At 58.5% G+C, this 25,102-nt stretch carries 18 protein-coding genes; 11 read left to right on the forward strand and 7 right to left on the reverse strand.

Translation table 11 applies throughout. From position 1 onward, the window contains the following. From ACN0TA_RS12020 to ACN0TA_RS12035, 4 genes are all read right to left on the reverse strand, one after another. Positions 1-981: an ABC transporter permease gene (locus ACN0TA_RS12020; RefSeq protein ID WP_417583200.1), complete on the reverse strand. Its 981-nt coding sequence runs from the start codon at positions 979-981 to the stop codon at positions 1-3. 51 nt (positions 982-1,032) lie between these two features. Then, positions 1,033-2,208, reverse strand: coding sequence for a M24 family metallopeptidase (locus ACN0TA_RS12025; protein WP_417583202.1), 1,176 nt, complete (start codon positions 2,206-2,208; stop codon positions 1,033-1,035). Positions 2,209-2,271: 63 nt separating this feature from the next. Then, complete coding sequence (locus tag ACN0TA_RS12030; RefSeq protein WP_417583204.1) at positions 2,272-3,810, reverse strand: ABC transporter substrate-binding protein; 1,539 nt, start codon at positions 3,808-3,810, stop codon at positions 2,272-2,274. Positions 3,811-3,849: 39 nt separating this feature from the next. Continuing rightward, a complete protein-coding gene (locus tag ACN0TA_RS12035) occupies positions 3,850-4,884 on the reverse strand; it encodes a GntR family transcriptional regulator (protein ID WP_417583206.1) in 1,035 nt (344 codons plus the stop codon). 218 nt (positions 4,885-5,102) lie between these two features. Between ACN0TA_RS12035 and ACN0TA_RS12040 the strand changes: the two genes are divergently transcribed. Beyond that, the gene (locus ACN0TA_RS12040; RefSeq protein WP_417583208.1) at positions 5,103-6,074 is read left to right on the forward strand and encodes an aldo/keto reductase; all 972 of its coding nucleotides are present in this window, start codon (positions 5,103-5,105) and stop codon (positions 6,072-6,074) included. Between the two features lie 48 nt (positions 6,075-6,122). Then, entirely contained in the window at positions 6,123-7,295 is a 1,173-nt protein-coding gene (locus ACN0TA_RS12045; RefSeq protein ID WP_417583210.1) for a hypothetical protein, read from the forward strand. Between the two features lie 46 nt (positions 7,296-7,341). On the opposite strand, the gene ACN0TA_RS12050 is transcribed toward ACN0TA_RS12045, so the two are convergent. After that, on the reverse strand, positions 7,342-7,869 hold the full coding sequence (locus ACN0TA_RS12050; protein ID WP_417583212.1) for a MarR family winged helix-turn-helix transcriptional regulator: 528 nt from the start codon (positions 7,867-7,869) through the stop codon (positions 7,342-7,344). 263 nt (positions 7,870-8,132) lie between these two features. On the opposite strand from ACN0TA_RS12050, the gene ectA reads away from it, so the two are divergent. The 5 genes from ectA (at position 8,133) to ACN0TA_RS12075 (ending at position 13,088) form a co-directional block, all read left to right on the forward strand. Next, the gene (ectA, locus tag ACN0TA_RS12055; RefSeq protein WP_417583214.1) at positions 8,133-8,693 is read left to right on the forward strand and encodes a diaminobutyrate acetyltransferase; all 561 of its coding nucleotides are present in this window, start codon (positions 8,133-8,135) and stop codon (positions 8,691-8,693) included. Positions 8,694-8,869: 176 nt separating this feature from the next. Beyond that, complete coding sequence (ectB, locus tag ACN0TA_RS12060; protein ID WP_417583216.1) at positions 8,870-10,150, forward strand: diaminobutyrate--2-oxoglutarate transaminase; 1,281 nt, start codon at positions 8,870-8,872, stop codon at positions 10,148-10,150. A gap of 33 nt (positions 10,151-10,183) precedes the next feature. After that, a complete protein-coding gene (locus ACN0TA_RS12065) occupies positions 10,184-10,585 on the forward strand; it encodes an ectoine synthase (RefSeq protein ID WP_417583218.1) in 402 nt (133 codons plus the stop codon). 45 nt (positions 10,586-10,630) lie between these two features. Continuing rightward, positions 10,631-11,557, forward strand: coding sequence for an ectoine hydroxylase (gene thpD / locus ACN0TA_RS12070; protein ID WP_417583220.1), 927 nt, complete (start codon positions 10,631-10,633; stop codon positions 11,555-11,557). Positions 11,558-11,633: 76 nt separating this feature from the next. Then, positions 11,634-13,088 (forward strand): aspartate kinase, encoded by a 1,455-nt coding sequence (locus ACN0TA_RS12075; protein WP_417583222.1) that lies wholly within the window; start codon positions 11,634-11,636, stop codon positions 13,086-13,088. Between the two features lie 77 nt (positions 13,089-13,165). Here ACN0TA_RS12075 and ACN0TA_RS12080 read toward each other — a convergent pair whose 3' ends face one another. Continuing rightward, a complete protein-coding gene (locus ACN0TA_RS12080; protein ID WP_417583513.1) occupies positions 13,166-13,837 on the reverse strand; it encodes an RluA family pseudouridine synthase in 672 nt (223 codons plus the stop codon). Positions 13,838-13,980: 143 nt separating this feature from the next. Between ACN0TA_RS12080 and ACN0TA_RS12085 the strand changes: the two genes are divergently transcribed. The 4 genes from ACN0TA_RS12085 (at position 13,981) to ACN0TA_RS12100 (ending at position 22,642) form a co-directional block, all read left to right on the forward strand. Further along, positions 13,981-14,910 (forward strand): transglycosylase SLT domain-containing protein, encoded by a 930-nt coding sequence (locus tag ACN0TA_RS12085; protein ID WP_417583224.1) that lies wholly within the window; start codon positions 13,981-13,983, stop codon positions 14,908-14,910. Between the two features lie 138 nt (positions 14,911-15,048). Further along, positions 15,049-16,983: an autotransporter assembly complex protein TamA gene (locus ACN0TA_RS12090; RefSeq protein WP_417583226.1), complete on the forward strand. Its 1,935-nt coding sequence runs from the start codon at positions 15,049-15,051 to the stop codon at positions 16,981-16,983. After that, the gene (locus ACN0TA_RS12095) at positions 16,983-21,326 is read left to right on the forward strand and encodes a translocation/assembly module TamB domain-containing protein (protein ID WP_417583228.1); all 4,344 of its coding nucleotides are present in this window, start codon (positions 16,983-16,985) and stop codon (positions 21,324-21,326) included. Before ACN0TA_RS12090 ends, ACN0TA_RS12095 begins: the two co-directional genes overlap by 1 nt. Before the next feature lie 434 nt (positions 21,327-21,760). Next, positions 21,761-22,642 carry a hypothetical protein gene (locus tag ACN0TA_RS12100; RefSeq protein WP_417583230.1) on the forward strand — a complete coding sequence of 294 codons (882 nt, stop codon included), beginning with the start codon at positions 21,761-21,763 and terminating at the stop codon, positions 22,640-22,642. A gap of 106 nt (positions 22,643-22,748) precedes the next feature. Here the strand turns inward: ACN0TA_RS12100 and ACN0TA_RS12105 are convergent, their stop codons facing one another. Then, the gene (locus tag ACN0TA_RS12105) at positions 22,749-25,052 is read right to left on the reverse strand and encodes a methyl-accepting chemotaxis protein (protein WP_417583232.1); all 2,304 of its coding nucleotides are present in this window, start codon (positions 25,050-25,052) and stop codon (positions 22,749-22,751) included. Positions 25,053-25,102 lie beyond the last annotated feature (50 nt).

Raw genomic sequence — 25,102 nt, forward strand, 5'->3', positions numbered from 1 at the left:
CTATCCGAGCCTGATGCGCGGATCGACCGCGGCGTAGAGGAGATCGACGATCAGATTGACCAGCGCAAAAACAATGGCGAAGGTCAAAACGATGCCCTGGATCAACGGCAGGTCGCGCTGGGAAATCGCCGAGATGGTGAGTTGGCCCAGACCGGGCCAGGCAAAGATGGATTCGGTAAGAACCGCACCGCCCAGAAGTGCGCCAAAGCGCAAGCCGATGATCGATAGCACCGGTAATAGTGCGTTGCGCAGCGCGTGCCGGATGACGACGCGGGGGCGGCGCAATCCTTTTGCATAGGCAGTGCGCACGAAATCCTCACGCAGCACTTCGAGCATGGCGGCACGCACAAGGCGCGAGATGACCGCAGCCGAATTGGCGGCCAGCGCAATGGCAGGCAGCGCCAGGTGGGACACAGAGTCCCAGATTGGGCGGAAGTTGCCGGTGAACATGGCGCCTATGGCCTCAGGCAAGGGAACCCCGCGTCCGACGGCAGGGAGCCAGCCGAGCAGTACGGCAAAGGCGAGCATGAGCAAAAGGCCCAGCCAATAGACTGGCATGGAAACCCCAAGTTGGGCGAACAGCATCGTGGCCGTATCGACCCACGAGCCCTGGCGGATCGCGGCGACGACGCCGAGCGTCAGTCCGATCACTGTAGCAAGGATCAATGATACGATCGCCAGCTCCAGCGTCGCGCCCAACCGGCTGCCAATGATCGAGGCGACCGGGCGGTTCTGGAAGATCGACATGCCCATGTCGCCCTGCAACAACGCGACGAAATAGTCCCACAGTCTTATATACCAGGGGTCATTGAGCCCGAGCGTATTGCGCAAATTCTGGATGGCTTCGGCCGACGCTTCCTGCCCGAGCAGCACCGCGGCGGGATCGCCGGGGATGAGCAGCAGCAGCCCGAAGGTAATGACCACCATGCCGATGGCCATGGGGATCATCAAAAGAAGCCGGCGGGCGACATAAGCTAGCATGCAGTCCACCTATGATTTGTCTGCGAGGATTGGTTCATTGTCTCAACCGGTTCAGCCGATCACCACCTGATCGATGGTGCGGGGATATCTGGTCATGCTCTCGGGGCCGTCGGCGGCGATCAGAACGGTGTCGGCAATGCGGTACCCGGCAAAGCCGGGGACAAAGATTGCTGGCTCGCTCGACGTCACCATGCCGGGTTCGAGAATTGTGTCGTCCCCAGCCTCGACCCAGGGCGGCTCATGGAACATGACGCCCATGCCGTGTCCGACCCGGTGCAGCAGGTACTCGCTCATACCGCTGTCCCGGATGTAAGCGAGCGCCAGATTGTCTGCCGAAGCGCAAGTATGTCCCGCGATCAAAGCCGCTGTGGCCATCCGCTGCGCTTCAAAGGCCACAGCGTAGTGCCCTTCCTGCTTTTGCGTAGGCTCGCCGATAAAAAGCGTGCGCTCGCTCTCGGCGGCTCGGCCGCCCACGCGGCAGCCGAGCGAGAGGATGATGCTCTCGCCGCGTTTGACCGGGTTGCCTGTCGGCATGCCGTGCGGAAACGCCGAACGCGCGCCAGAATAGACCAACCCGCTGGCCAGGCCCTGCACCAGCAGAACGTCTTGATGATCCTCGTGCATGATCTTCATCGCATGGCGGGACACAAAGGATTCGATTTCGATTTCGCTTGGCAGCGTTCCGCCCGATGCCATGGCATCGGCGATGAGATCGACGCCGGCCTTGACCATTTCGTCGGAAATCCGCGCAGCCTCGCGGTGCAATATGATCTCTTCGGGATATTTGATGAGTCGCATCTGCCCGACGAGATTGGTCGGTTTGCAGATTTTCGCATTGGGAAATGCGGCCTCGATCTGGCCAACGCGCGCCAGCGAAATGGTGTGGCTATAGGCAATCGTTCCGAACATCTCGGGAAATGCGCGGCCCAACACGTCAAAGGGTTTGTCCACGCCCGGAAATTCGAAATAGACGATCGGCTCGGCTGCGATGTTCTGATGGGCTGCGTGGGCGCGTTCAAGCTCGGGGATCAGCAGCCAGGAGCCGTCGCGTGTGATCGCAAAGACGACGGGTCGTTCGGTCGTATAGTGAGAAAAGCCCGTGGTGTAGATCACATCGTCATTGGAATCGAGCAGCAGCAGATCGATGTCGGCAGCATCCATGCGCTTGCGGATGTCGGCGTGCACTTTGGCGTAAAAATCAGCGCCGAGCACCTGATGGAAGGTCATGAAGGGCTCCGGGTGTAGATGTAGGGAAGAGGGCCGGCGCGCTGTTGCGCCGGCCCAAAGCGATTAGTCGGAAAGCCCGATCACGCCGCGCAAGGTGCCCCGCGGATTGGCTTCGACTTCGACGGGAAGATCGCTGGCGTAGAACAGCTGATAGCCCTGGGCCGAAATGATGTAATAGGGCAGTTCTTCAGCCAGGATCTCTGCAGCGCCCCGATAGGCTTGGGCGCGGTCGGCCTGATCCAGGCTCGAGCGACCTGCGTCGAGCAACGCGTCGACTTCAGGATTGGAGTACCCACCCCAGTTCGTCGAGCCGCCTGTGGTGAGCTGGGCGTAGAGCAGCCGATCGGGATCGACAAGGTTCAGCCAGCCCAGCAGCGCGATCTGGTGCTGACCTTGCTGCACGTAATTGGTCGAAAACGATGGCCAGTCGCTGATTTGGATTTCAGCATCCACGCCTGCCGACTGGAAAACCGCCTGCAGATATTCTACCGATTGAACACGATTGGGATCTTCGCTGTGTGTCGAGAGAACAACACGAAGAGGATCGCCATCCTTGTCGAGGATGCCGTCGCCATTGGTGTCGGTCCAGCCCAGTTCGGCGAATTTCTCGACGGCAGCAGCCGGATCGAAAAGTGGCTGGGAAATCGCTTCGTCATACGCCCAAGAGGTTGGCAGAAGTACCGAATTAGTGACTTCGTCAACGCCCTGATAGATCTGGTTCACTATGGTGTCCTGATCGACCAGCATGGCAAATGCCTGGCGCATTTCGGGATCGGAAAGCAAAGGATCGGAAACGTTGAAATTGAGGTAGGTAACGCCTAGCCCTGCCATAATGGCATTGCCGAAACGATCGTCTGCGGCAAGCCGCTCGATGTCCTGAGGTGAAAGCGGCGATTGTACGATGTCGAGATCGCCCGCCTCAAAGGCCTGCGCACGGGCCGAATTGTCACCGATGATCTGGAGCGTGATATTTTCGATTTCCGGTGCTGTGCCCCAGTAGTTTTCGTTGGCTTCAAGCTGGATGTCGCTGCCGCTGTTCCAGGCAACGAGTTGCATCGGACCCGCGCCGATCGGCTCAAGGGCGATATCGGTTCCCCCTTCGACGGCGGCTTTGGAGACGATGCCCATATCCAGATAGGACAGCAGCGGTGCATAGGGCGCTGACAGGTTGAACTGAACCGTGCGCTCATCGACAGCCTCGATGGACTCGATCGGGGTGTATAGTGCGCGCTGCGGCGCGTTGAAGTCGGGGTCGAGGATGGTCTCGTAAGTGAACACGACGTCCTCGGCGGTCAGCGGACTGCCATCGGAAAAAGTGAGGTCGGGCCGCAACGTGAAAATGATTGTCTGCGGATCTGGACTTTCCCAGCTCTCGGCAAGCTCGGGGACGGCTTCGAGATTGGGGGCAATTTCAACGAGGCCGGAATAGATTAGATTTGCCGTGCGCGACGCTGTGGTGTCGCGCGTCAGCCGTGGATCGAGTGTACCTGCATCCACGTCGGTGCCGATGACGATAGTATCGGTTTCCTGCGCCACAAGCGCAGTGGCCGGGGCCAGTGTGACGGCGAATGCCGCTGTGGTTGAGAGAAGAAATGCCTTCATGATCGTTCCCTTTGATAATTCAGCTGTCTGATGGAGCTGTCAGTTTCCCTTGGATTTTCCTGCCACCTTCTGTGCCGGGTGACTTGTTTGGAGGCGCCGCATTTTTTGCCGCCGGAGGTCGGCGAGATGCGGCGCGAGAAGATTTTCAACGGCGCCCGGATCGGGCGCGTGGCGATATTCGAAACAGGGGATGCCATCGGGTACGTGTTCGGCAACGTGATCGGCCCCGGAGGCAAAGATCACTGCGTTGCATTGGGCCAGCGTTTCCTCGAGATCGGGAGCAGAGGACCAGGTCACCTTGACATCGGAGACATGAGGTGCGAACTCACGCACGCTTGGGCGCATGATGGCGATGTATTCCTTGAAGTGCGTGATAGCGGCGACCCTGGAGCGCGGGTCGAGCCGTGCAAGGTTCTGCCGGGTTTGCTCAGCCGGAATGAACCGAAGTCCCAGAATGTTGTCGGTATCGACATGGGACCGCACCTCGGCCTCGCGATTGACGAAGGTCAGAACAAGGTCAGCCTTGCGGCAAGCTTCGCGCAGCGTGTCGGAGCCCGACAGGCTTTCAAGCGTTATCAGGCGCACTTTGTCATCGCTGGCCAATACCGGGCGGATCTGCTCGACATAGTCGCGGCCTGGCCCTTCGAATATGCAAACGAAGACGATGTCCAGCCCGTCTCCGCCGCGGGGGAGCTGCGACTGCGCATTGATCATTGAAATCAGCGACAGGGTGGAAATTCCTAGATTGTCGGCTTTTTCGATGAGTGCGCCGATATCGGCGCGCAGCGCATCCAACGGGTTTGATCCCGAAACCTGTATCTTCGGATCCCGGATCGCAAAGGCGCCCAATCCATGGCGCATCTCGACCAGCCCCTCATCGCGCAGCTGCTTGTAGACCTGGGCCACAGTCATAGGCGCGATGCCGATATCGGCGGCGAGCTGGCGCACCGAAGGCAGTTTGGTGCCGTGAGCGATGTCGCCAAAACTGAGCATGTACGCGAGCAGACCGTGCAGTTGGGTACCCACTGGAACCGGGAGCGACTTATCGATGCTGGACGCGTCTAAAGTGAACATTTGAGTGTGCTATCTATTCAGTACACCTAAACGGTTGCACGAGATCTTTTTCGACGCAAGGGTGTGTGAGAATTTTTTGTACACAAATTGCATACGCCGCTTATTTATGCATTTATGCAGAAAATATGGATTTCGTGACTGGAAAACGAAGTTTCGAGGATGTTTTATCGGCCCTCGCGTCCAGTTGCGGAGAAATTTTGCGATGAAAGGGTGTACTAGTGGATTATATCAATCTCGGCAGAACCGGCTTGAAAGTATCGCAGCTCGTTCTGGGCTGCATGACGTTCGGCTCGTCGAGCTGGGCACCCTGGGTGCTTGATGAGGCTGAATCGCGACCCATAATTGCCAAGGCTCTCGATCTGGGCATCAATTTCTTTGATTTGGCGGATATGTATTCGCGTGGCGAAAGCGAGGTCGTTGTTGCAAACGCTCTCAAGGATGTTCCACGTCACAAGCTGGTGCTGGGTACCAAGCTCTATAACCCGATGAGCGGTGACCCCAATGATCGCGGTCTGTCGCGCAAGCATGTCTTCGAGGCGGTCGACGCCAGCCTGAAACGCTTGGGCACCGACTATATCGATCTCTACCAGCTTCATCGCTTCGATTACGACACTCCACTCGAAGAGACTCTTGATGCGCTCAATGACGTCGTTCGCGCTGGCAAGGTACGCTATCTTGGGGCGTCTTCGATGCACGCCTGGCAGTTCATGAAGGCCATCGGCATCCAGCGCGCCAATGGCTGGGCGCCTTTCGTGTGCATGCAGAACCACTATAATCTGATGTATCGCGAGGAAGAGCGGGAAATGCTGCCGCTTTGCCGTTCCGAAGGCATCGGGGTAACCCCTTGGAGTCCCTTGGCGCGTGGTCGCCTGGCGGGTCGCGGTGGTGATGCAACGACCCGATCGCAGACCGATAAGACGGCAAACGCGCTCTACGACGCCACGCATGAGCAGGACGAGGCAGTGATCGGTGCTGTCCGTACGGTTGCGGAGCGTCACGGACGCTCAATGGCGCAGATTGCCTATGCCTGGGTCGCCTCGCGGCCCGGCATTACAGCGCCCATCGTTGGGATATCCAAGCTTCATCAATTCGATGATGCGATTGCCGCGCTCGAAGTTGAGCTCTCCGGGGACGATGTTGAGCTCATGGAGGCGCCATACCGGCCAAAGCCCGTGGCAGGGCATGTTTAAAGCGCGCCAGCCCGCCAGACACGACACCGAGAATTACGGGATTGCATTATGAAAGCTGGCATTGAGCTTGCCGAGATCACCGCAGGGATCGATAGCCTCTATAGGCCTCAGCAGCAGGGCGACGGGTTCCTTGATGCCGAGGGATTGATCCCCGTTGCCGTTGCCGAAGTCCAGCCTCGCGCGTTCAGTAACTACACAGACGCGCGCGACGCCCTCGATCGCTTATCACAATCGCTGGATGCTGACGCCGAAAGCGAGCACCGTCGTGACTATATTGAAGAGATGATCGATTCCCTGCTCGCGCTCTTGGATGGTTTCGAAGGCAAGCCGATCAGCTTTGCCGAGCGCCTTAAGCGTCAGATCCGGGTCGACACCACACTGATCGGCCAAGACATTCTTGGCGGGTACCGCACAACGATTCGCGCCGGCCTTGATGAGCTAGGGTATCGTGATGGTGATCTGGCCCAGGACATCGCTCGTTGGGAAGTCGCCAACACCGTGCCGCGCGATGCCGTGATAATTGTGCTCGAGGATTTGCTCAGGCAGTCCCGCCGTCGGGTTGCAGAAACCATGTATGATTTCTCCAGCGATTGGATCGACCCTGTTGGGGTCATCGACAAGCCGTTCTCGGCGTACTGTGACTATCCGGGGCGCAAGGTCCTGCTCAATCTCGATTTTCCCTATACCCATTATTCATTGAAACATTTGGCGACACATGAAGCGTTTCCCGGCCATCTTGTTCATCTTGGCCTTAGAGAGCTTTACGTTGCCGAAGGGAAAATGCCGCTCGATGGCGCACAGGTCGTTACAAGTTCGGCTTCAAGCGCGCTGTTTGAGGGTATCGCGGACAATGGCATGGCGTTTCTGGATTGGCTCGATACCCCTGGCGACCAAATCGCTGTCGCACTCCAGCGCTTGCGCAGCGCGTTGCGCTGCAACGCGGCCTGGATGATGCATGAGCAAAACAAACAGCTAGATGAAATTGTCCCGGTTATCGCCGCTCAGGGCTATCAGTCGGAGGAGACCGTAAAGGGGCGGCTGGCGTTTTTGCACCACGACCTCAGGGCACCCTTTGTGTATGCCTATTGGTGCGGTGACGTTGCTGTCGAAAAGGTCTGGAAAGAAGTGCCTCGATCCGAGCGCTCGCGGTTCTGGCAGCATTTGTACGGCACCATGCACACCCCTTCGACTTTGGCCCGTTACTGGACACCGGGCAGTTAGGCAAAAGGGTACCTGGTGCCATTGCCCCTTGAGGGTATGCAATCGGCTATGAGCTGGCTGGCTCTGCGCGCGGGGCCAGAACCGGGTCGGCGGCCAGAACTGCAGCGGCGTCGTCCTCTGCGTCGAGCATTGAGGCGACGCGCTCCAGAGCGGCAATCAGCATGAGCTGCTCCCATTCCTGGAGATCCGAAAATGCGTTGTGAAAACGCGCGTGGGCGCCATCGGGCGCGATTTCGAGGATCTTGCGGCCCTTTTCGGTAAGGCTCAACCAAACCTGCCGCCTGTCGGCTTGTCCCTTGCGGCGGGCGATCATGTTTTGCGCCTCGAGCTTTTGAATCAACGCCGTCGTGGTGGCCTGGGTAATGCCCATGCGTGCCGCCACCGAACCTGCGGTGTGCTCAAGGCCGTCGTCGAGCAGCTGCATGAAGATAAGCTGCGACGGCGTCAGTCCTGTTTCGCGCATGAGCGCCTTGGAATTGAGTTCCGTTTTGCGCAGGATTTTACGTAGCGCTGAAAGCGCAGTCTTTGTCGGGGCTTGCACGGCGCGACTTGGCTCCAGCACGAGTGTGTTCATGGTCTTTACCTTTGCTTGTCGGCTCTCCCAAGCCCCAACCGGTGGTGTTTTGTCGAAATCATTTAGATAGACCTAATGAAATTGGCAAGTCATAGGCGTCCTGGGAAAATCAATAGCGGCGTTGCAAAATTATCATTTGGCGCGCTATGGCTTTGAAATTAAACAAATAAATAAACCGAGGCGCATTTTGGAACGATTTGTGCGGGTTGACATTTAGTTTGAACAAGCTAACTAACTGCGCGAACACAAATTGGAGGCATCCCATGAAACTCGCAGCAGTCAGCGACACGGATCTCAGCGCCGACCCGCGCGCCGCAATCTCGATTCGCGCTCCCAAGCGCGAAGACGGTGCCGGTGTATGGCAGCTCATTTCCGATACGACGTCGCTCGACGACAATTCCATGTACTGTAATTTGCTCCAGTGCAGCCATTTCGCATCGACTTGCGCGCTGGCTGAAATGGGCGGTGAAATCGTTGGTTGGGTGTCGGGCTATATTCCGCCTGAACATCCTGACACCTATTTCGTCTGGCAGGTGTGCGTGGCTGAAAAAGCGCGCGGCAAGGGGATGGCAAAGCGCCTGATCAACGCTGTGCTGGCTCGCAAGGGCTGTGCTGGTGTGACTCAAGTTCAGTCGACCATCACCAAGGATAACAAGCCCTCGTGGGCGCTGTTTGGGTCCATTGCCGATACGCTGGATGCCGATCTGGTTCGTCAGCCGCACTTCAAGCGCGACGATCACTTCGCCGGCATGCACGACACTGAATTTCTCGTCACGATCGGTCCGTTCGAGCGCGCGGCTCTGCCCGTTCGTTCTGCAGCGTAAGAGAGCAAGTGCGCTGCGGCCAGTGACTGCGGTCGCCGGTGCCACCAGATCTCATGCAGGCAAGAATTCCGCTGATTCCAAATTCCGCCGTCCCGCTCGAGGCGCCCCCGGCAGAAGTGGCTCCCACTTCTGCTGATCAGGAGCGCGATACGAGAGAAACAAGGAGACAAGGCAATATGAATACGACACACGAGACATTTGATCGCGTCGAGAGCCAGGTTCGCTCTTATTCGCGCAGCTTTCCAAAGCTCTTCGGCAAAGCCAAGGGTTCAATTATTTATGGCGAAGATGGTCGGGAATATATCGACTTCCTCGCGGGCTGCTCATCGCTGAACTATGGTCATAATGATCCCGATATGCAGGCTGCCCTGGTCGATTACGTCACGTCTGACGGCATCACTCATGGGCTGGACATGTTCACCAGGGCCAAGGAAGATTTTCTTGTTGCCTATGAGGACATCATCCTTAAGCCGCGGGGCATGGACTACAAGCTCATGTTTACTGGCCCGACAGGCGCCAATGCTGTCGAAGCGGCGCTCAAACTCGCTCGCAAGGTGACAGGACGCACCAACGTGATCGCCTTTACCAATGGCTTTCATGGCATGACCCTTGGCGCGCTGGCCGCGACGGGCAATGCCGGAAAACGCAATGGCGGCGGCATTGATCTGGGCGGCATTCATCGCGCGCCGTTCGAGGGCTATTTCGGACCCGAAGTGGACACAGCCGACATGCTCGAGCAGATGCTTGACGATCCCTCGGGCGGCATTGATGCGCCCGCTGCGATCCTGGTCGAACCTGTACAGGGCGAAGGCGGCTTGAACGCTGCGTCCGGCGAATGGCTCAAAAAGATTGAGGCGATTGCCAAAAAGCATGGCGCTCTGTTCATTCTAGATGACATCCAGGCGGGCTGCGGGCGCACAGGCACGTTCTTTTCCTTCGAAGAGTTCGGCCTCGACCCCGATATCATCACACAGGCCAAATCGCTCTCGGGCATGGGCCTGCCGTTCGCTTTGACGCTTCTCAAGCCAGAGCATGACATCTGGAAGCCCGCCGAACACAATGGCACTTTCCGGGGCAACAACCACGCCTTCGTTACGGCGAGGGTAGCACTGGAAAAATTCTGGAGCGATGACGCTTTTGCCAATTCGATCAAGGCCAAGGGCGCGCACCTTGAAACGCGCCTTGGCGCCATCGCCAAACGCTACGGGCTGACCTTGCGCGGTCGCGGTATGATGATGGGCATCAACACCGAAAACGGGGATGTCGCATCCGACATCTGTGCCAAGTGCTTCGATCAGGGGCTCATCATCGAGACCTCTGGCGGGCGAGATGAAGTGGTCAAGGTCTTGTGCCCGCTGGTCATAGATATTGCCCAGCTCGACAAAGGTCTCGACATCATTGAGGACGCTTTCGAAGCTGTGCTCGACAAAGATGCTTCGCGCGCCGCGGCTGAATAAGCGCGGCGACGCTAACGAGGAAAGGAAGACACAATGATCGTTCGTGATCTTGAAGACGCTCGCCAGGGCGACCGCTTGGTCAATTCAAATGGTTGGGATTCGACCCGCCTGCTTTTGGCCGGTGATGGGATGGGCTTTTCGTTCCACATCACCCGCATTCACGCCGGCACCAGCCACGAGTTTCACTACAAGCACCATTTCGAGAGCGTTTACTGCGTATCTGGCGATGGTGAGATCGAGGACCTTGAGACCGGAACTGTCTACCAGATCAGACCGGGTGTCATGTACGCGCTCGACAAGAACGACCGCCATCGCCTGACCGCCCGCGCGGAAATGGTCATGGCGTGCTGCTTCAACCCGCCGGTCACTGGCACCGAAGTCCATCGCGAAGATGGCTCTTACGCCCCGGCCGCTGAGTTGGCCAAAAGCGCCTGATATCAAGCGCACCTGCACACCCCGAACCAAGGAGTAGAGGAAGCAATGACACTCTCTGCAGTTCACACCCGAACGGACGCCTATCCCACACGACTTGCCGACGAAACCTGGCTTGAGCGCAAGGATCCTGTTTTCTGGGGCAACTGGACACCCCAGGCGCCTCTGACCCGCGCCCAGACCGAAGAGTTCGACAAGAACGGCTTTCTGGTCCTCAATAACGTCTTTTCGCCTGCCGAGGTAACAAAGCTGCAGGCAGAATCGAGCCGCCTTAGGTCCGGCGAGGCCAGCCTCAATTCCGATAATGTGGTGACCGAACCCGACTCGGATGCGGTGCGCACCATTTTCCGGCTTGAGGATGAAAGCTCGCTGTTCAATCGGGTTGCTCGTGACGAGCGTATTGCTGGCAAGGTCCGCTTTCTGCTCGATGACGACTTGTATCTTCATCAGAGCCGTTTGAACTACAAGCCCGGATTTACGGGCAAGGAGTTCTATTGGCACTCCGATTTTGAGACATGGCATGCAGAAGACGGAATGCCGCGGATGCGGGCAATTTCAGCTTCGATACTGCTGACAGACAATGATGCGTTGAACGGGCCGCTCATGCTCATGCCCGGTTCGCACAAGCATTATGTGTCGTGCGCGGGTGAAACACCCGACGAGAACCATAAATCCTCGCTCAAAAAGCAGGAAGTGGGCGTGCCGAGCCACGGAGCGCTGAGTGACCTGGCGGCAAAATTTGGCATCGAATACGCATCGGGCAAAGCTGGTACCGTGATCCTGTTCGAATGCAACACGATCCACGGCTCTAACGGCAACATCACCCCGTTCCCGCGCTCCAACGCGTTCTTTGTTTATAACGCCTGGTCGAACCGCGTCGAAGAGCCGTTTGCAGCAAACAAACCTCGGCCCGACTTTCTGTCGAACCGCGACCCAAAAGGTCCGTTTGAAATTGTCTCGGGCAAAATCGAATAGGCCCTGACTGGGCCATCAACCATCCGGCGGGATATCTGCAAACCCGCCGGGCACCCCGACCTAATCGGAGGCACAAGTGACAGCCAAGACCCATACAGTCGAAAAGATCGGTGGCACGTCGATGTCGCGCAGCCAGGAGCTTTTGCGCACCGTGCTCGTCGGCGACCGGCAGGGCCCTGAGCTCTACAATCGCATTTTCGTCGTTTCAGCCTATGGCGGCATGACCGACGCGCTGCTCGAACACAAGAAATCCGACGAGCCCGGGGTTTACGCCCTGTTTGCGAGTGCGGAAAGCGGCTGGCAATGGGGCGATGCTCTGTCGTCTGTAGCTTCGAAGATGGTCGAAAAGAACGCGGAGATTTTTCCCGATTCCGCAACGCGTGAACAGGCCGACAAGTTCATCCGCGAACGCATCGAGGGTGTTCGATCCTGCCTAATCGATCTTTCGCGCCTATGTTCGTTCGGCCATTTCCAGCTCGAAGCCCATCTTCTTACCGTGCGCGAAATGCTCTCGGCCCTCGGGGAAGCGCAATCGGCGTTCAATACCGCGCTGCTGCTCAACCAGAATGGCGTCAATGCCCGCTTCATAGATCTGACCGGCTGGCGCCAGGATGGCGAGCTGCCGCTCGATGAGCATATTGCGCGTCAGTTTGCGGGCGTCGATATGGCCACTGAATTGCCGATCGTTACCGGTTATGCCCAATGTGCCGAACAGCTCATGAAAACCTATGATCGCGGGTACTCCGAAGTGACGTTGTCGCGGGTGGCCGTGGTCACCGGTGCCAAGGAAGCGATTATCCATAAAGAGTTCCACCTCTCCTCGGCCGATCCCAAACTCGTGGGCTCGGACAAGGTGCAGGTCATTGGCGAAACCAATTACGATGTCGCCGACCAGCTTTCTAACATGGGTATGGAGGCCATCCATCCCCGCGCTGCAAAATCGCTGCGTCAGGCCGGTATTCCGCTCCGTGTCACCAATGCGTTTGAACCCGATCACCCTGGAACGGTCATTATGAGCGATCTCGCGCCCAAGACACCCGGCGCGGAGATCGTCACGGGCCTCAAGGGTGTGTTTGCGCTCGAATTCTACGATCAGGACATGGTCGGGGTGAAAGGGTATGACACCAAGATTCTTGAATCGCTGACGCGCCACAAGGTCTGGATTATCTCCAAAACCTCGAATGCCAATACCATCACCCATTATCTCAAGGGGTCGATGAAGGCGATCAAGCGTGTGGAATCCGATCTTGCCCAAGCGTTTCCGACGGCGACGACCACATTGCGCAAGCTGGCAATGGTGTCCGCCATCGGCCGCGATCTCGGCGGCGCAAGGATTTTGCCTCGCGCCATCGCCGCGCTCGATGAAGTCGGCATCGAACCGATCGGACTTACCGACATGATCCGCAAGGTCGATCTGCAGGTTCTGGTCGAGGAAAAGGATTTCGACGCAGCCATTATCGCGCTCCACAAGGGCCTCGTTGAAGAGCGAGCCGAGCGCAAGGCGCGTGCCGACATTCGTCGCGTTGCATAATCAGGATGCCTCCGATGGCATCGCGACGACAGGCCGGTCCCCTCCACGGGGGCCGGCTTTTTCCTTGCGCTCGTGATTTAGAATGGCGGCTCTGAGCGAAACACAACCGGTTCGCCGCCGCTCGGATGGCGGAACCCCAGCTCGGCTGCGTGCAATTGCAGACGGTCTGCAGCGTGAAGCGCGTCCCCGATAGAATAGAACTCATCGCCAAGGATCGGGTGCCCGATCTCTTTCATATGGACCCGCAATTGATGGGTGCGCCCGGTGATCGGGATCAGCTTTAACCGCGTGGCATTTGTTTCGCGATCGATCACCTGCCAGCGGGTCTGGCTGGCGCGACCGCGCTCGTGGTTGACCTCTTGGCGCGGCTTGTTCTCCCAATCCGTCGCCAATGGCAGATCGATCAACCCTTCATCGTCGACCACATGACCCCATACCCGGGCAATATAGAATTTCGTTGTCTGGCGATATTCAAACTGTTTGCCTATATGGCCATGGGCGGTCTTATGCTTGGCCATGATGATGATCCCCGAAGTGTCCTTGTCGAGCCTGTGGATCGTCCCTGCGCCGGGAAAGCGCTCGCGCGCGCGGGTTTGGAGGCTGTCGGCAAGATTTGGGTCCTTGCCCGGAACACTGAGCAGTCCAGAGGGCTTGTTGAACACGATAATGTCGTCATCCTCGTGGAGAATGTCGAGCCAAGGGTCCGTGGGTGGCCGATAATCGAAAGTCTTTGGCATGGGATTGAGCATGGCTGTGGCTGTAGCAGCATTGTGCTGACGCGAAAAGTTATCGGATTGCCCGATTGTCGCCAACAATTTGCCACATCAACTCCCATTATTGTCGTTTGCGTGCTAAGTGCACGGCTCAGGGTTCAATTTCTTCTTCGGGTCTCATGATTGCAAAACGGCTCATCGCGCTGTTTGCCGCCCTCGTTTTGGGGTTCTCAGCTGTGCCTGCGAGCGCGCAGAGCCATTCGCGCGGCGAGATCGAGATCCTCGCGCAATATTACTCGCAATATTACGGTGTGCCGCTTGAACTGGTCCGTCGTGTTATCAATCGCGAAAGTACATTTAATCCCGGCGCACGCAACGGCCCCTATTATGGTCTGATGCAGATCCTTCCAGCGACTGCCCGCACCATGGGCTTCAGGGGGCAGCCATCTGATCTACTCAACGCCGAAACCAATCTGATATACGCTGTTAAGTACCTGCGTGGCGCCTGGCTTTTAGCCAATGGCAGCCATGATCGTGCCGTCCAGCTTTATGCAAAGGGTTATTATTACGAGGCCAAGGCTGCCGGTTTGCTTGAGGAAACCGGATTGCGTCCTGGTCCGGCAACACCCGTTGCGCCTTCACCGCCGCAGTTCGACGCGCCGGTGGTAGCCGCCGTTGCGCCGCCGCCGGTCGAGCAAATTGCTGGAACTGTCGAAATGGCTGCCATCGAGCCGCTTGAAGCCGCATTTGAGGGTACCCCGCTTGGCTTCTTGCCGCCCACACGGCCTCTCGAGCTTCAGGCGCCGAATCCAGCCCCCTCCACCCGCACTGACGCCCTCGTCGCCATCGCTGCAGTGCAGGCGCCCCCAGTTGTTCCAGCCCGGCCGCAGCCAGCGCAAACAGTTGATGAAGCGCCCTCGGGGCTGGCCCATGCCCAACAGCGCGCGTCCAGCGATGCGCCTCAGCCCATGGTGGCGGCAGAGACCGAAACGCTCAATTTGCCGCAGGCAGCTATTGATCCCCAGCGCGGGACAGAGTTGCGCCCCTCGATCGATCTTGTCACGAGCACCTTCGCACTGCTCGATTCCATAGCCCCGGTGCAGCGCTGACCGTGCTCAGGCTGCGACACTGCGATCACAATCGCGTCCACGCCCTGCCGAACGGGGTTGCTGTTAACTTCCTCTGTGCTACGCTTTTGTTCAAATTGGAGCGATCTGATCTGCGGATCGTCTCTCCGATTGTGCGGAATGGATAGTGTGGATTGCGTACCAGCCGTGAAATTCAACAAGCGTCATAGACTGATCACCCTTTTCTTGGCCGGTGCGCTTTTGAGCGGACCAGCGCTTGGATTTGAGCTGTTTGGTATCCAGTTCTTCGGCTCTGAAGCCGAGGATGCAGATGCCGTTATTGCAGATCCACGCACTTACGATCTGACATTTGAAACCGGTGCAGACGGGGCCGTTGACGGTGCATTACGCGGCGCGTCTAACTTGTGGGCAGATCGGGAACAGCCTGCCTCCGGGGTGCCTGGACTGCTGGCCAAGGCGCGGGGCGACTATGCCCGCATGACAGGTGCTCTCTACAATCTCGGCTATTACGGTGGCGCGATCTCGATCTTGGTCAATGGGCGAGAGGCTTCTTCTATCCCGCCCGACGCAAATTTGCCCGAGCCAAGCCAGATCGTCGTTACCGTCAATTCCGGTCCCGAGTTCGTTTTTGGCCCGCTGCGCATTGCCAACCGCGTTCCGGTCTCTGTCAGCGAAGACGACGCTGTTGAAGCGCCTGAAGAGATCGGCTTCGTAACCGGTGATGTGGCTCGTGCTACAGTCATTGCGCAGGCTGAGCAGCGTCTTGTCGAGGCCTGGCGTCAACTTGGCTATCCAAAGGCTCAGATCGCATCGCGTGACGTTGTCGCCGACCATCCTAGCCGTACCCTCGATGTATCGATAGCAGTCGATCCTGGCGCTTACGCCGCAATCGGACCGGTCAGCGTCCAGGGCACCGAAAACATGAGCCCGGCCTTCATCGTCCGCCAGACCGGTCTGGTGCAGGGCGCCGAATATGATCCCGACGATATCGAAAGGGCACGTGAGCGCCTCAACAGGCTCGGTGTCTTCCGATCCCTGCGCATTGAAGCGGCCGAGAAAGTCCCGTCCAGCGGTTTGCTACCCTATCAGATCATCGTCCAGGAACAGGCCCTTCGCCGTTTCGGGATCGGCGCGAACTATGGCACACTCGATGGGCTTGGGGTGGAAGGCTATTGGCTGCATCGCAATCTGTTTGGTGAGGCAGAACGCCTTCGGCTCGATGCCAGGCTCGCGGGCATCAGCTTTCCCATCGACACAGCCGAATTCGACTATGCTTTCGGCGGGACGTTCACCAAGCCTGGAATCTATACTCCCGAGACCGATCTTGTCGCCTCGATTAGCGCCGACCGTTCGGTTCTGCCTCTCTACACTGAAACGTCGGTTCAGGGCCGCTTGGGCATCGACCAGCTCTTCAGCGATGAGATATCCGGTGGCGTCGGGTTGCAATTCCAGCATTCCTATTTTGAAAACGATGCCACCTTTGGAAACCGGAACTTCACCACTGCCGGCCTTTACGGGCGAGGCGTATTCGATAGTCGTGATTCCGATCTCGATCCGACTGAAGGATTCTATCTCGAAGCCAATGTCGACCCGCTCTACGAGTTCGAGTACGAGAACTTCATGGCGCGGGCAACACTCGAGGGGCGCGCCTATTTCGCCTTCGACGATGAGGCCAATTACATTCTTGCCGCCCGGATCCGGGCCGGTGCCGTGGCAGGTCCCACTCTGAACGAGATCCCCCCCGATCTGCTGTTTTTCGCCGGTGGCGGTGGCTCGGTACGCGGCTATGCCTATCGTTCGATCGGCGTCGATGACGGTATGGGCAATGTCACTGGCGGCCGCTACCTGCTGGAAGCTTCGGTCGAAGGACGCGTGCGCTTCAACGACCAGTTCGGCGCTGTGGCCTTTGTCGATGGTGGCTATGTTGCCGCCGACACCTTCCCCGGCCTTGAACAGTTGCGTCTCGGTGCAGGCGTTGGCATTCGCTATTACACAGCGCTCGGGCCCTTGCGCCTCGATGTTGCGCTTCCTTTGAACAAGAGCCCGGGAGATCCCGATTACGCGCTCTATGTCGGTATAGGACAATCGTTCTGATGCGCGTTCTGGCCGCCGCAATCGCCACTGTTTCGCTCGCCATGCCGGTATCGGCTGTTGCGCAGGAGGTCGAGGACGAAAGCTTGATGGACATGCTGGCTCGCGCCACCCAGCTCAATGAAACCGAGCAACGCGGTGCCTTGGTCCAGTTTGTCGAAAACCAGATTTCCTCGCCCGATCGTCAGATCAGGTTGAGCGGTATCGACGGTGCGCTGTCTTCAAATGCATCGATCGATCAGATCACCATCTCCGATACCCAGGGCATCTGGCTGATCGTGGAAAACGCCACATTGCAATGGAACCAAGGCGCGCTGCTGTTCGGGCGACTGGAAATCCAGTCTCTCGCCGCCGAGTCCATAGCCTATATCCGCAACCCGGTTTCGACCCAAGCCGCCGCTGCGCCCTCGCCGGAGGCAGGAGGGTTCTCTGTTCCCGAATTGCCCGTGGCGGTCATTCTCGAAGAACTTGCAATTCCAAATGTGCGGTTTGGCGAACAGGTTTTCGGGTTGGGGTCGGAAGTTTCGCTTGCCGGCGCGATGACGCTCGATGGGGGGGCAATCGATGCGCAGCTCGATATCATCCGGCTCGATGGTCCGGGTGGCACGCTCGATCTCGACCTGCAATATGCCAATAATACGCGCGAGATCGATCTTGGTCTCGACCTTATAGAGCCCGAAGATGGCATCGTCGCTAATCTGCTCAATATCGAGGGCCGCCCGGAGATCGAACTCGGCCTGCAAGGCGCCGGTCCGATCGATGATCTCGACATCGACCTTACATTCGACGCTGATGGAAACCGCATCCTGACGGGACAGGGCACGCTCGATCAGAATGCCGAAGGTCTTGCCATTGCCGCAGACCTCAGCGGACCGCTCTCAACGGTCCTGCCAGCGGCCTATAAGGAGTTCTTCGGTACCGAAACGGCGCTTTCGCTTCAGGCCCTGATGCGTGACGCAGGAGGGTTCGAAGTTTCCAATCTTTCGCTCAGCGGAGGCGAACTGTCACTGGTGGCAAATGCCGCCACCACGCAGGACGGATTTTTGAATCGTCTCGACATTGCTGGCGAAATTTCTCCGATGTCGGGCGATACTGTCACCTTGCCGGTACCTGGTGCTTCAACTCGCATCCAGCAGGCCCGCTTCGATGTCGATTATGGTGCCGAAGGGTCGGACGAATGGTCGGGACGTTTCGAAGTGCTCGGCTTTGCGACACCCGATTTTGCGGCGCAGAGCCTTGTGCTCGATACTTCGGGCGTTGCAGCAGATCTTGATGATCCCGCAGCGCGCCGTGTTACCTTCAACGGAGATGGCACACTACAAGGTGTTACCTCTGCGTCGGATGAAATTTCCCAAGCCCTGGGGAACACCATCGGGTTCGGCCTTGCTGGGATGTGGGAAGCTGGCGACCCTATCACCCTGGCGCAGCTCCGCCTTGTGGGCCAAGCGCTCAGTTTCGAAGCAGCCGGACAGATCGCCGACAACATCTTTACCGGCGATCTGGCGCTGAGCACAAATTCCATAGCACCGTTTTCTGGTCTGGCCGATCGTGATCTTTCGGGCGCCATTGCTCTGGACGCCACAGGCACAATATCCCCGCTTTCCGGCGGGTTCGATCTTACACTTTCGGGGGATGGCACCGATCTGGGCGTTGGCGAGGAGATTGCCGATAATCTGCTCGAGGGAACCGTTGCTCTTTCGGGACGCGTCGCGCGCAATGAGGAAGGGCTTGAAGCCGAAGATTTCCGGATTGCCAACCAGCAGGTGGAAATGGTGGCTGACGGAACCTATGCCACCGGCACTGCCGATTTCACATTCGATCTCGTGCTGGCCGATCTGGCGCTGATCAATCCCGAAATGTCGGGCCGCCTGACCGCCGCGGGCACTGCCCAAGGGGCTGAAGGCAATATCGCGCTGGTTGCCGATGTAGACCTCGCTGAGGGCACGATTGATGGGCGCTTGCTGCGTGATGCCAATATCGGATTCGACGGTACATTGACCGAAGATGGGCTTGTCGGCGCGCTGGCCGGAGAAGCCTCGCTCGATGGTTTCCGCGTCACGCTTGCCAGTGACATCGACAACAACGAAGAACGCCTCCGCCTGGCCGGTATCGCATTTCAGGCCCCGGGCACCGAACTTTCTGGCAACCTCACCCGCTTTGCGGATGGATTGCTCGATGGCCGCTTGACCCTGAACGCGCCCAATATAGAGACCGCTGCCGCTCTCGCCCTGGTTGAAGCCAGTGGTTCTGCCAATGCTGATATCGTGCTTGATCGCGACGGGGAGAGCCAGAGCGTGAGCCTTACGGCATCGCTCGATGGCGTCAACTTTAACGACATAACCATTGGATCGGCCAATGCCGAGGCGGCGATTGCCGATCTGTTCGGCGTGCCGGTCGTCAATGGGTCGGTGAGCGGCGCTGATATCGTTGCCGCAGGCACCAATGTGCAGACGGTCGCGCTTCGGGCGACGGCAAGCGGGGAGACCACGCAGTTCTCCGCCAACGGCTCACTCAACGCAGGCACCGATGTCGCGCTGGCGGGCCTTCTTGAGCCGATTGCTGATGGATATCGCATTGCGCTTGACAGTTTCCGGCTCGCGCAGGGCCAGATCGCAGCCAGCCTTGCCCGTCCTGCAGAACTTACTGTGGCCAATGAGACTGTGTCCTTCTCCGGCATCGAGTTGGCTGTCGGTTCTGGCCGCGTCACAGCCACGGGCAGCGCCGGGCAGACACTCGATATCGCTCTCGATGTCACGGCCTTCCCGCTCAATATCGCCAACACCATAGTGCCTGATCTGGGGCTGGCCGGTACGGTTTCGGGTGTCGCTCAAGTGAGCGGTGAGGCGAGTGATCCCCGTGCCAGCTTCTCGGTCGAGGCGGCAGGAATTAACGCCGCAGCAATTTCCGAGTTCGGTATCGCACCCCTATCGCTCTCGGCCCAGGGCAGCTTTGCCGACAGCACTGTCACCCTTACCCAGGCCCGTGCCAACGGTTCGGGTGGGCTCAGCGCAACGGCTCAGGGCACCATTCCGCTCGAGGGTGCCGGTCTCAATGTTGCTGTCAACGGTTCGGCACCGCTCTCTCTTGCCAATCGGTTCGTCGCCGATCGCGGCGCGCAGATCTCGGGCACGGCCACGCTCGATGCACGGGTCACTGGCCGCATCATCGATCCTCAATTTTCGGGCACCGTGTCGGTTGCCAATGGAGAGTTTATCGATCCTGGCCTCGCCCTTCGCCTTGTCGGCATCACCGGTAATGCCACCCTCAACACTGACCGGGTGACGATCAACACCCTCAATGCCAATCTTTCGACAGGTGGTTCGGTCTCTGCTTCTGGTTCCGTGGGCCTGGATTCGGGCTTCACCTCAGATGTGGCCATCAATTTCGATCAGGCCCGATATGCCGACGGCAACCTCGTCGTTGCCACACTCAACGGTAATCTGCGCCTGACGGGACCGATTGCAAATGGCGGCCGTTTAGCCGGCAATATCGACGTTGCCCGCGCTGATATTACTGTGCCTGATGGCTTTGGCGGTGCGGTGAGCATCATCGACGTCGACCATGTGCGCCCGCCTTCGCCGGTTGCCGCCACGCTGGCGCGCGCCCGCATCGACCAGCGCGCATCGAGCACAACCGTTTCCAGTGTGCCGCTGCAGCTCGCACTGTCTATTTCGGCGCCCAATCAGGTATTCATCCGTGGCCGCGGTCTTGACGCTGAGGTCGGCGGGGCGGTGCAGATCAATGGCAGTGTAGCCGATATCCAGCCGGTCGGCGGTCTCGAACTGATTCGTGGCCGTCTTTCGATCCTGGGCCAGCGCATTGATTTCGACGAGGGAACTGTCACCCTGATTGGTGATCTCGACCCCTTCATCAACTTGGTGGCGCGCACTCAGGGTAATGAAATTACTGTAATGGTTGCGGTTTCGGGGCGCGCCTCGTCTCCCGAAGTCACGTTTTCATCTGATCCCATGTTGCCCCAGGATGAGGTTCTTGCCCGTCTGATCTTTGATCGCGGCGTCGGCGAACTCTCGCCGCTGCAACTGGCCCAATTGGCTGCAGCCGCTGCCGAACTGGCCGGGGGCGGGAGCGGCTCGGGTTCACTGCTCGGATCGCTTCGGGACGCCGCGGGCCTTGATGACCTCGATATCGTCACCGATCAGGAGGGCAATGTAGCCGTCCGAGCGGGCACTTATATCGATGATAACATCTATCTTGGCGTCGAAGCGGGTGCCGGCGAAAGCAGCGTCACGATCGATCTCGATATCACAGAACAATTGCGCGCGCGCGGCACGACCAGTACGTCGGGCAATTCGGGTATCGGCCTGTTCTACGAGCAGGATTACTAAACAAACGTCCCGTAGGGTCGCCGCAGCTTAGAGGCGGTTTGAGCGGCAGTCTGTCATGGGACAGGTTGCCGCTTTTTTTTTGCTCGCTGAGACCACACCTGTCCGGCATTGGAACCAACCTGCGCCCCTGACTCTTATCCCCCACGATAAACAACAGCACATCAAGTGCAGTGAGGGACAACGACAAATGTTCAAAGGACTTTTGCTCTGGATGATCGGCATTCCCCTGCCACTGATCATCCTTCTTCTGATTTTCGTGCTTTAGCGAGCCGCCAAATCATTCATCACAAAACTGTCCGACCGGGTGCGCGGGCAGCACAGACGGAGAAAACCAATGAATTCCATTATCTATCTTGTCGGCCTCGTGGTCGTTGTCATGGCCATCCTGTCCTTCATCGGTCTCGCTTGACCACCTTCCAGCAAGGACATAACCAATGACCACACTTACCCCCACAGAGCCGGAAGTCGCACAGGAACACTCTTCCTATGTGGATTGGCCGGCCATTCTGGCGGGCGGCATCGTGGCCGCCGCTATCTCGTTCGTCCTGCTCGCCTTCGGCTCTGCCATCGGATTGAGCATGACCGACCCGTTCGGTCGGGACGGCGTATCGCTGTTCTGGATTGCCATCGCGATGGCAATCTGGGTCATTTGGGTGCAGGTTTCGGCCCTGATGATCGGCGGATACCTGACCGGTCGCATGCGCAAGCGAAATTACGACGCCACCGAGGATGAATCCGACATTCGCGACGGCTTCCATGGCCTCCTGGTCTGGGCCACGGCAGTGGTGTTCACAGCTGTTTTGGCTTTTGGCGGTATTGGTACGATTGCAAACAGTGCAGGCGCTGCCGTCGGCGGTGTTGCTCAAGGTGCGGGCCAGGCAGTCAGCGATGATGCTCTTCCGTTCCAGTCCAGCATCGACCGTCTGTTGCGTAGCGCAGCGGGCACACAAGGCGATGCAGCCGCAACCCGGGACGAAGTCGGTCGTATTCTGATCGATGGCGTAACAGGAGAAGGCATTGGTGAAGACGACAGGGCCTATCTTGCCCAACTCGTCGCTGCACGTACCGATCTGGACCAGACAGAGGCAGAGGCCCGCGTCGACGAGGTGATTGCTCAGGCTCAGGGCGTGCAGGAAGATGTGGTTGCCGCCGCTGATCAGGCTCGTACTGTCGGCATCCTTGGCGCCTTCCTCACAGCCGCCTCGCTGGCCATCGGTGCCGCTGGTGCCTGGTTTGCCGCAGTAACCGGTGGCAACCATCGCGACAAGCACACGGTTACAGCGTTCTTTGCGCGTCGGCGTACGCCGATCGCATGAGGGCCTGCTGATCTGATAAAAAAGCCCCGCTCGATCGGCGGGGCTTTTTTTAGTTTATGTTATCTCACGCGGTTAGCACTCTGACCATTCATTGGCGATTGCAACATTACTTACCTACGCTGGCACTCCGCCCGCGTGCTATGGGTCGGCCTGCGTGATCTTCTCCGTCAGCCGCCCATGCGGCCATGTCGCTGCCCGCGCCATGACCATGGATGGTAAATCGGGCAACGATCCCGTCAAGCGTCATTACCTGGGCTTCGGTCTGTTCAATCGTTGCGTTGGTTTCTTCGACAAGTGCAGCATTGTGTTGAGTCATCTCATCGAGCAGTTGCACTGAAGAGGCAACGTCAGAAATTGCCAATGCCTGTTCGCGGCTGGCACTGGAAATGCCACCCATAATGTCTGCGTTTTCGATCACGGCCTCACGGATTTCCCGCAAGGTCTCGGCGGCTTGGGCCACCAGTTTGGAGCCGCCCTCCACTTCATTGGCGCTTTGCTCGATCAGCAATTTGACCTCAGAAGAGGCTTGCGCTGCCGATTGCGCGAGGCGACGGACCTCAACGGCAACCACGGCAAAACCTTTACCCGCTTCCCCGGCCCGTGCCGCCTCCACCGAGGCATTCAGTGCCAGAAGATTGGTCTGGAAGGCGATGTCGTCGATCATCTTGATGATGTCGGAAACCTTGGCCGAGGAGGTGGTGATACGCTGCATGGCCCGGTTGGCTTCGCTCATCACGGTACCTCCCTTTTGGGCCAATTCCGAAGCCGCGCGCGTCTTATCCAAAGCGCCCAGGGCCTTCTGCGCGGTTCCCGTCACAGCAATCGCAATTTGTTCCATGGACGCTGAAGTTTCCTCGAGAGTGGCAGCCTGGCGAGTGGTACGTTCGGACAGATCATTGGCGCCCGAGAGAATTTCTCCCGTTGCGGTCTTAAGGGCTCGCGAGGTGTCCTTGAGCCGCCCGACGATTTCGGCGAAACTGTCCGCCATGGCGTTCGTATCATTCTTGAGCCGCGAAAACGCGCCCTCATAGGTGCCGTTCACCCGCAATGACAAATCTGCGTCCGCCATTGCCGAAAGAACCTGGCCGGCCTCGGAAAGCCCTCGGTCGACAGTCTGCATCACCATGTTGACGCTCTGGGCGAAGCTTTCGAGTTCAGGGTCATCGTAGCGGACGGCAATGCGGCCAGAAAAATCTCCGGCCACTGCTGCTGAAACGACAGTTTTGATGCGGGTCTGCAGATCGGCACGGATGCGCTGTTCTTCGGCATCGCGCGCCGCCATCTCGGCCTTCTCGTGGTCCATCTCGCGCATGGCGCGGCCATTGTCGCGAAACACTGACAACGCCTCGACCATCTGGCCAATTTCGTGTCTATGTTTCTGGCCCAGATCAAGATCGAGATCACCCTCGGCAAGCTGATGCATGCGCCGTGCAATCTGCTTGATGGTGCCCGACAGGCCGCGTCCGATGATCACGGCGAGTGCAGTGCCGAAAAGCAGAGCGCCCAGACCAGCGAGCAGAACAACGCTGAGCGTTGTATCGGCCATCGCCGCGCCTGAGGGGCCGAGCGCATCCTGGCGTGCTTGAACGCGTGCGAGCATGTCTCCGAAGGCTGCCTCCATCTGGGGCCCCAGAACGTCGAGCTGTTCACTCATGATGCCATTGCGCGCATAGACGGCCTGGGCGATGTCGCCGGCTTGCGCCATATAGGCGTCGAGACCCTCCATCATGCGATTTGCAGTCGCCTTCTGGGAGTTGGAAATCACGGCATCATGAAGCTTTTGCAGGTTTTCCTTGGCAAAAGCTGCATTCTCGCTCGCTGTTTCCAACCGCGCAGGATCGGCTGTGAGCAGAAACTGCTCAACTTCGAACTGCGTCAGGATCGTCGATTGTACGCCGAACCCCGCAGAGCCCGTTGCGTTGAAATTCCCGCTTACGGCGCGCAGCGCAGCGGTTGCATCGGCACGAAGCTGATCCCCAGCGGCCCGCAATTCGACAACACCAGCGTCGATTTGGGATTGAAGCGCGGTCATTTCGACGAACGCGGTTTCATAGGCCTGGGCCGAGCTGGCAAACGCTGCGATGGCCGCCTCGGTTTGCGCGTCCCCCTCAAATACTGCCATCACTTCGGCGTCGTTGGCTTGCAGTGTGGCTATCCGGTCGGCCAGTGCCTGAGCTTTCTCGGCAGACGTTTCCAGCCGATAATCGAGATCGGCAAGGCGCGCAGCAGCAAGCTGCTCGACAAATCCCGAAATGGCCAAGGTCTGCCGTGCTGCGCCCCTATAGTCGGTAAATGTCTTCGATACAGCACTAACGCCGAAGAAAGCGAAAACAACGATGGCTGCCAAAAGCGCGATCATTGCGCCAAATGATGCGTATATGCGCTGTGCGACGCTAAGTCTGAACAGCATGATACCCGGCCCCCTTGACCCTTCTGGGAAAATGCGTGGGGAACAGTAAG

It is taken from the genome of Pelagibacterium sp. (genome assembly GCF_048264985.1).
Lineage (GTDB): Bacteria > Pseudomonadota > Alphaproteobacteria > Rhizobiales > Devosiaceae > Pelagibacterium.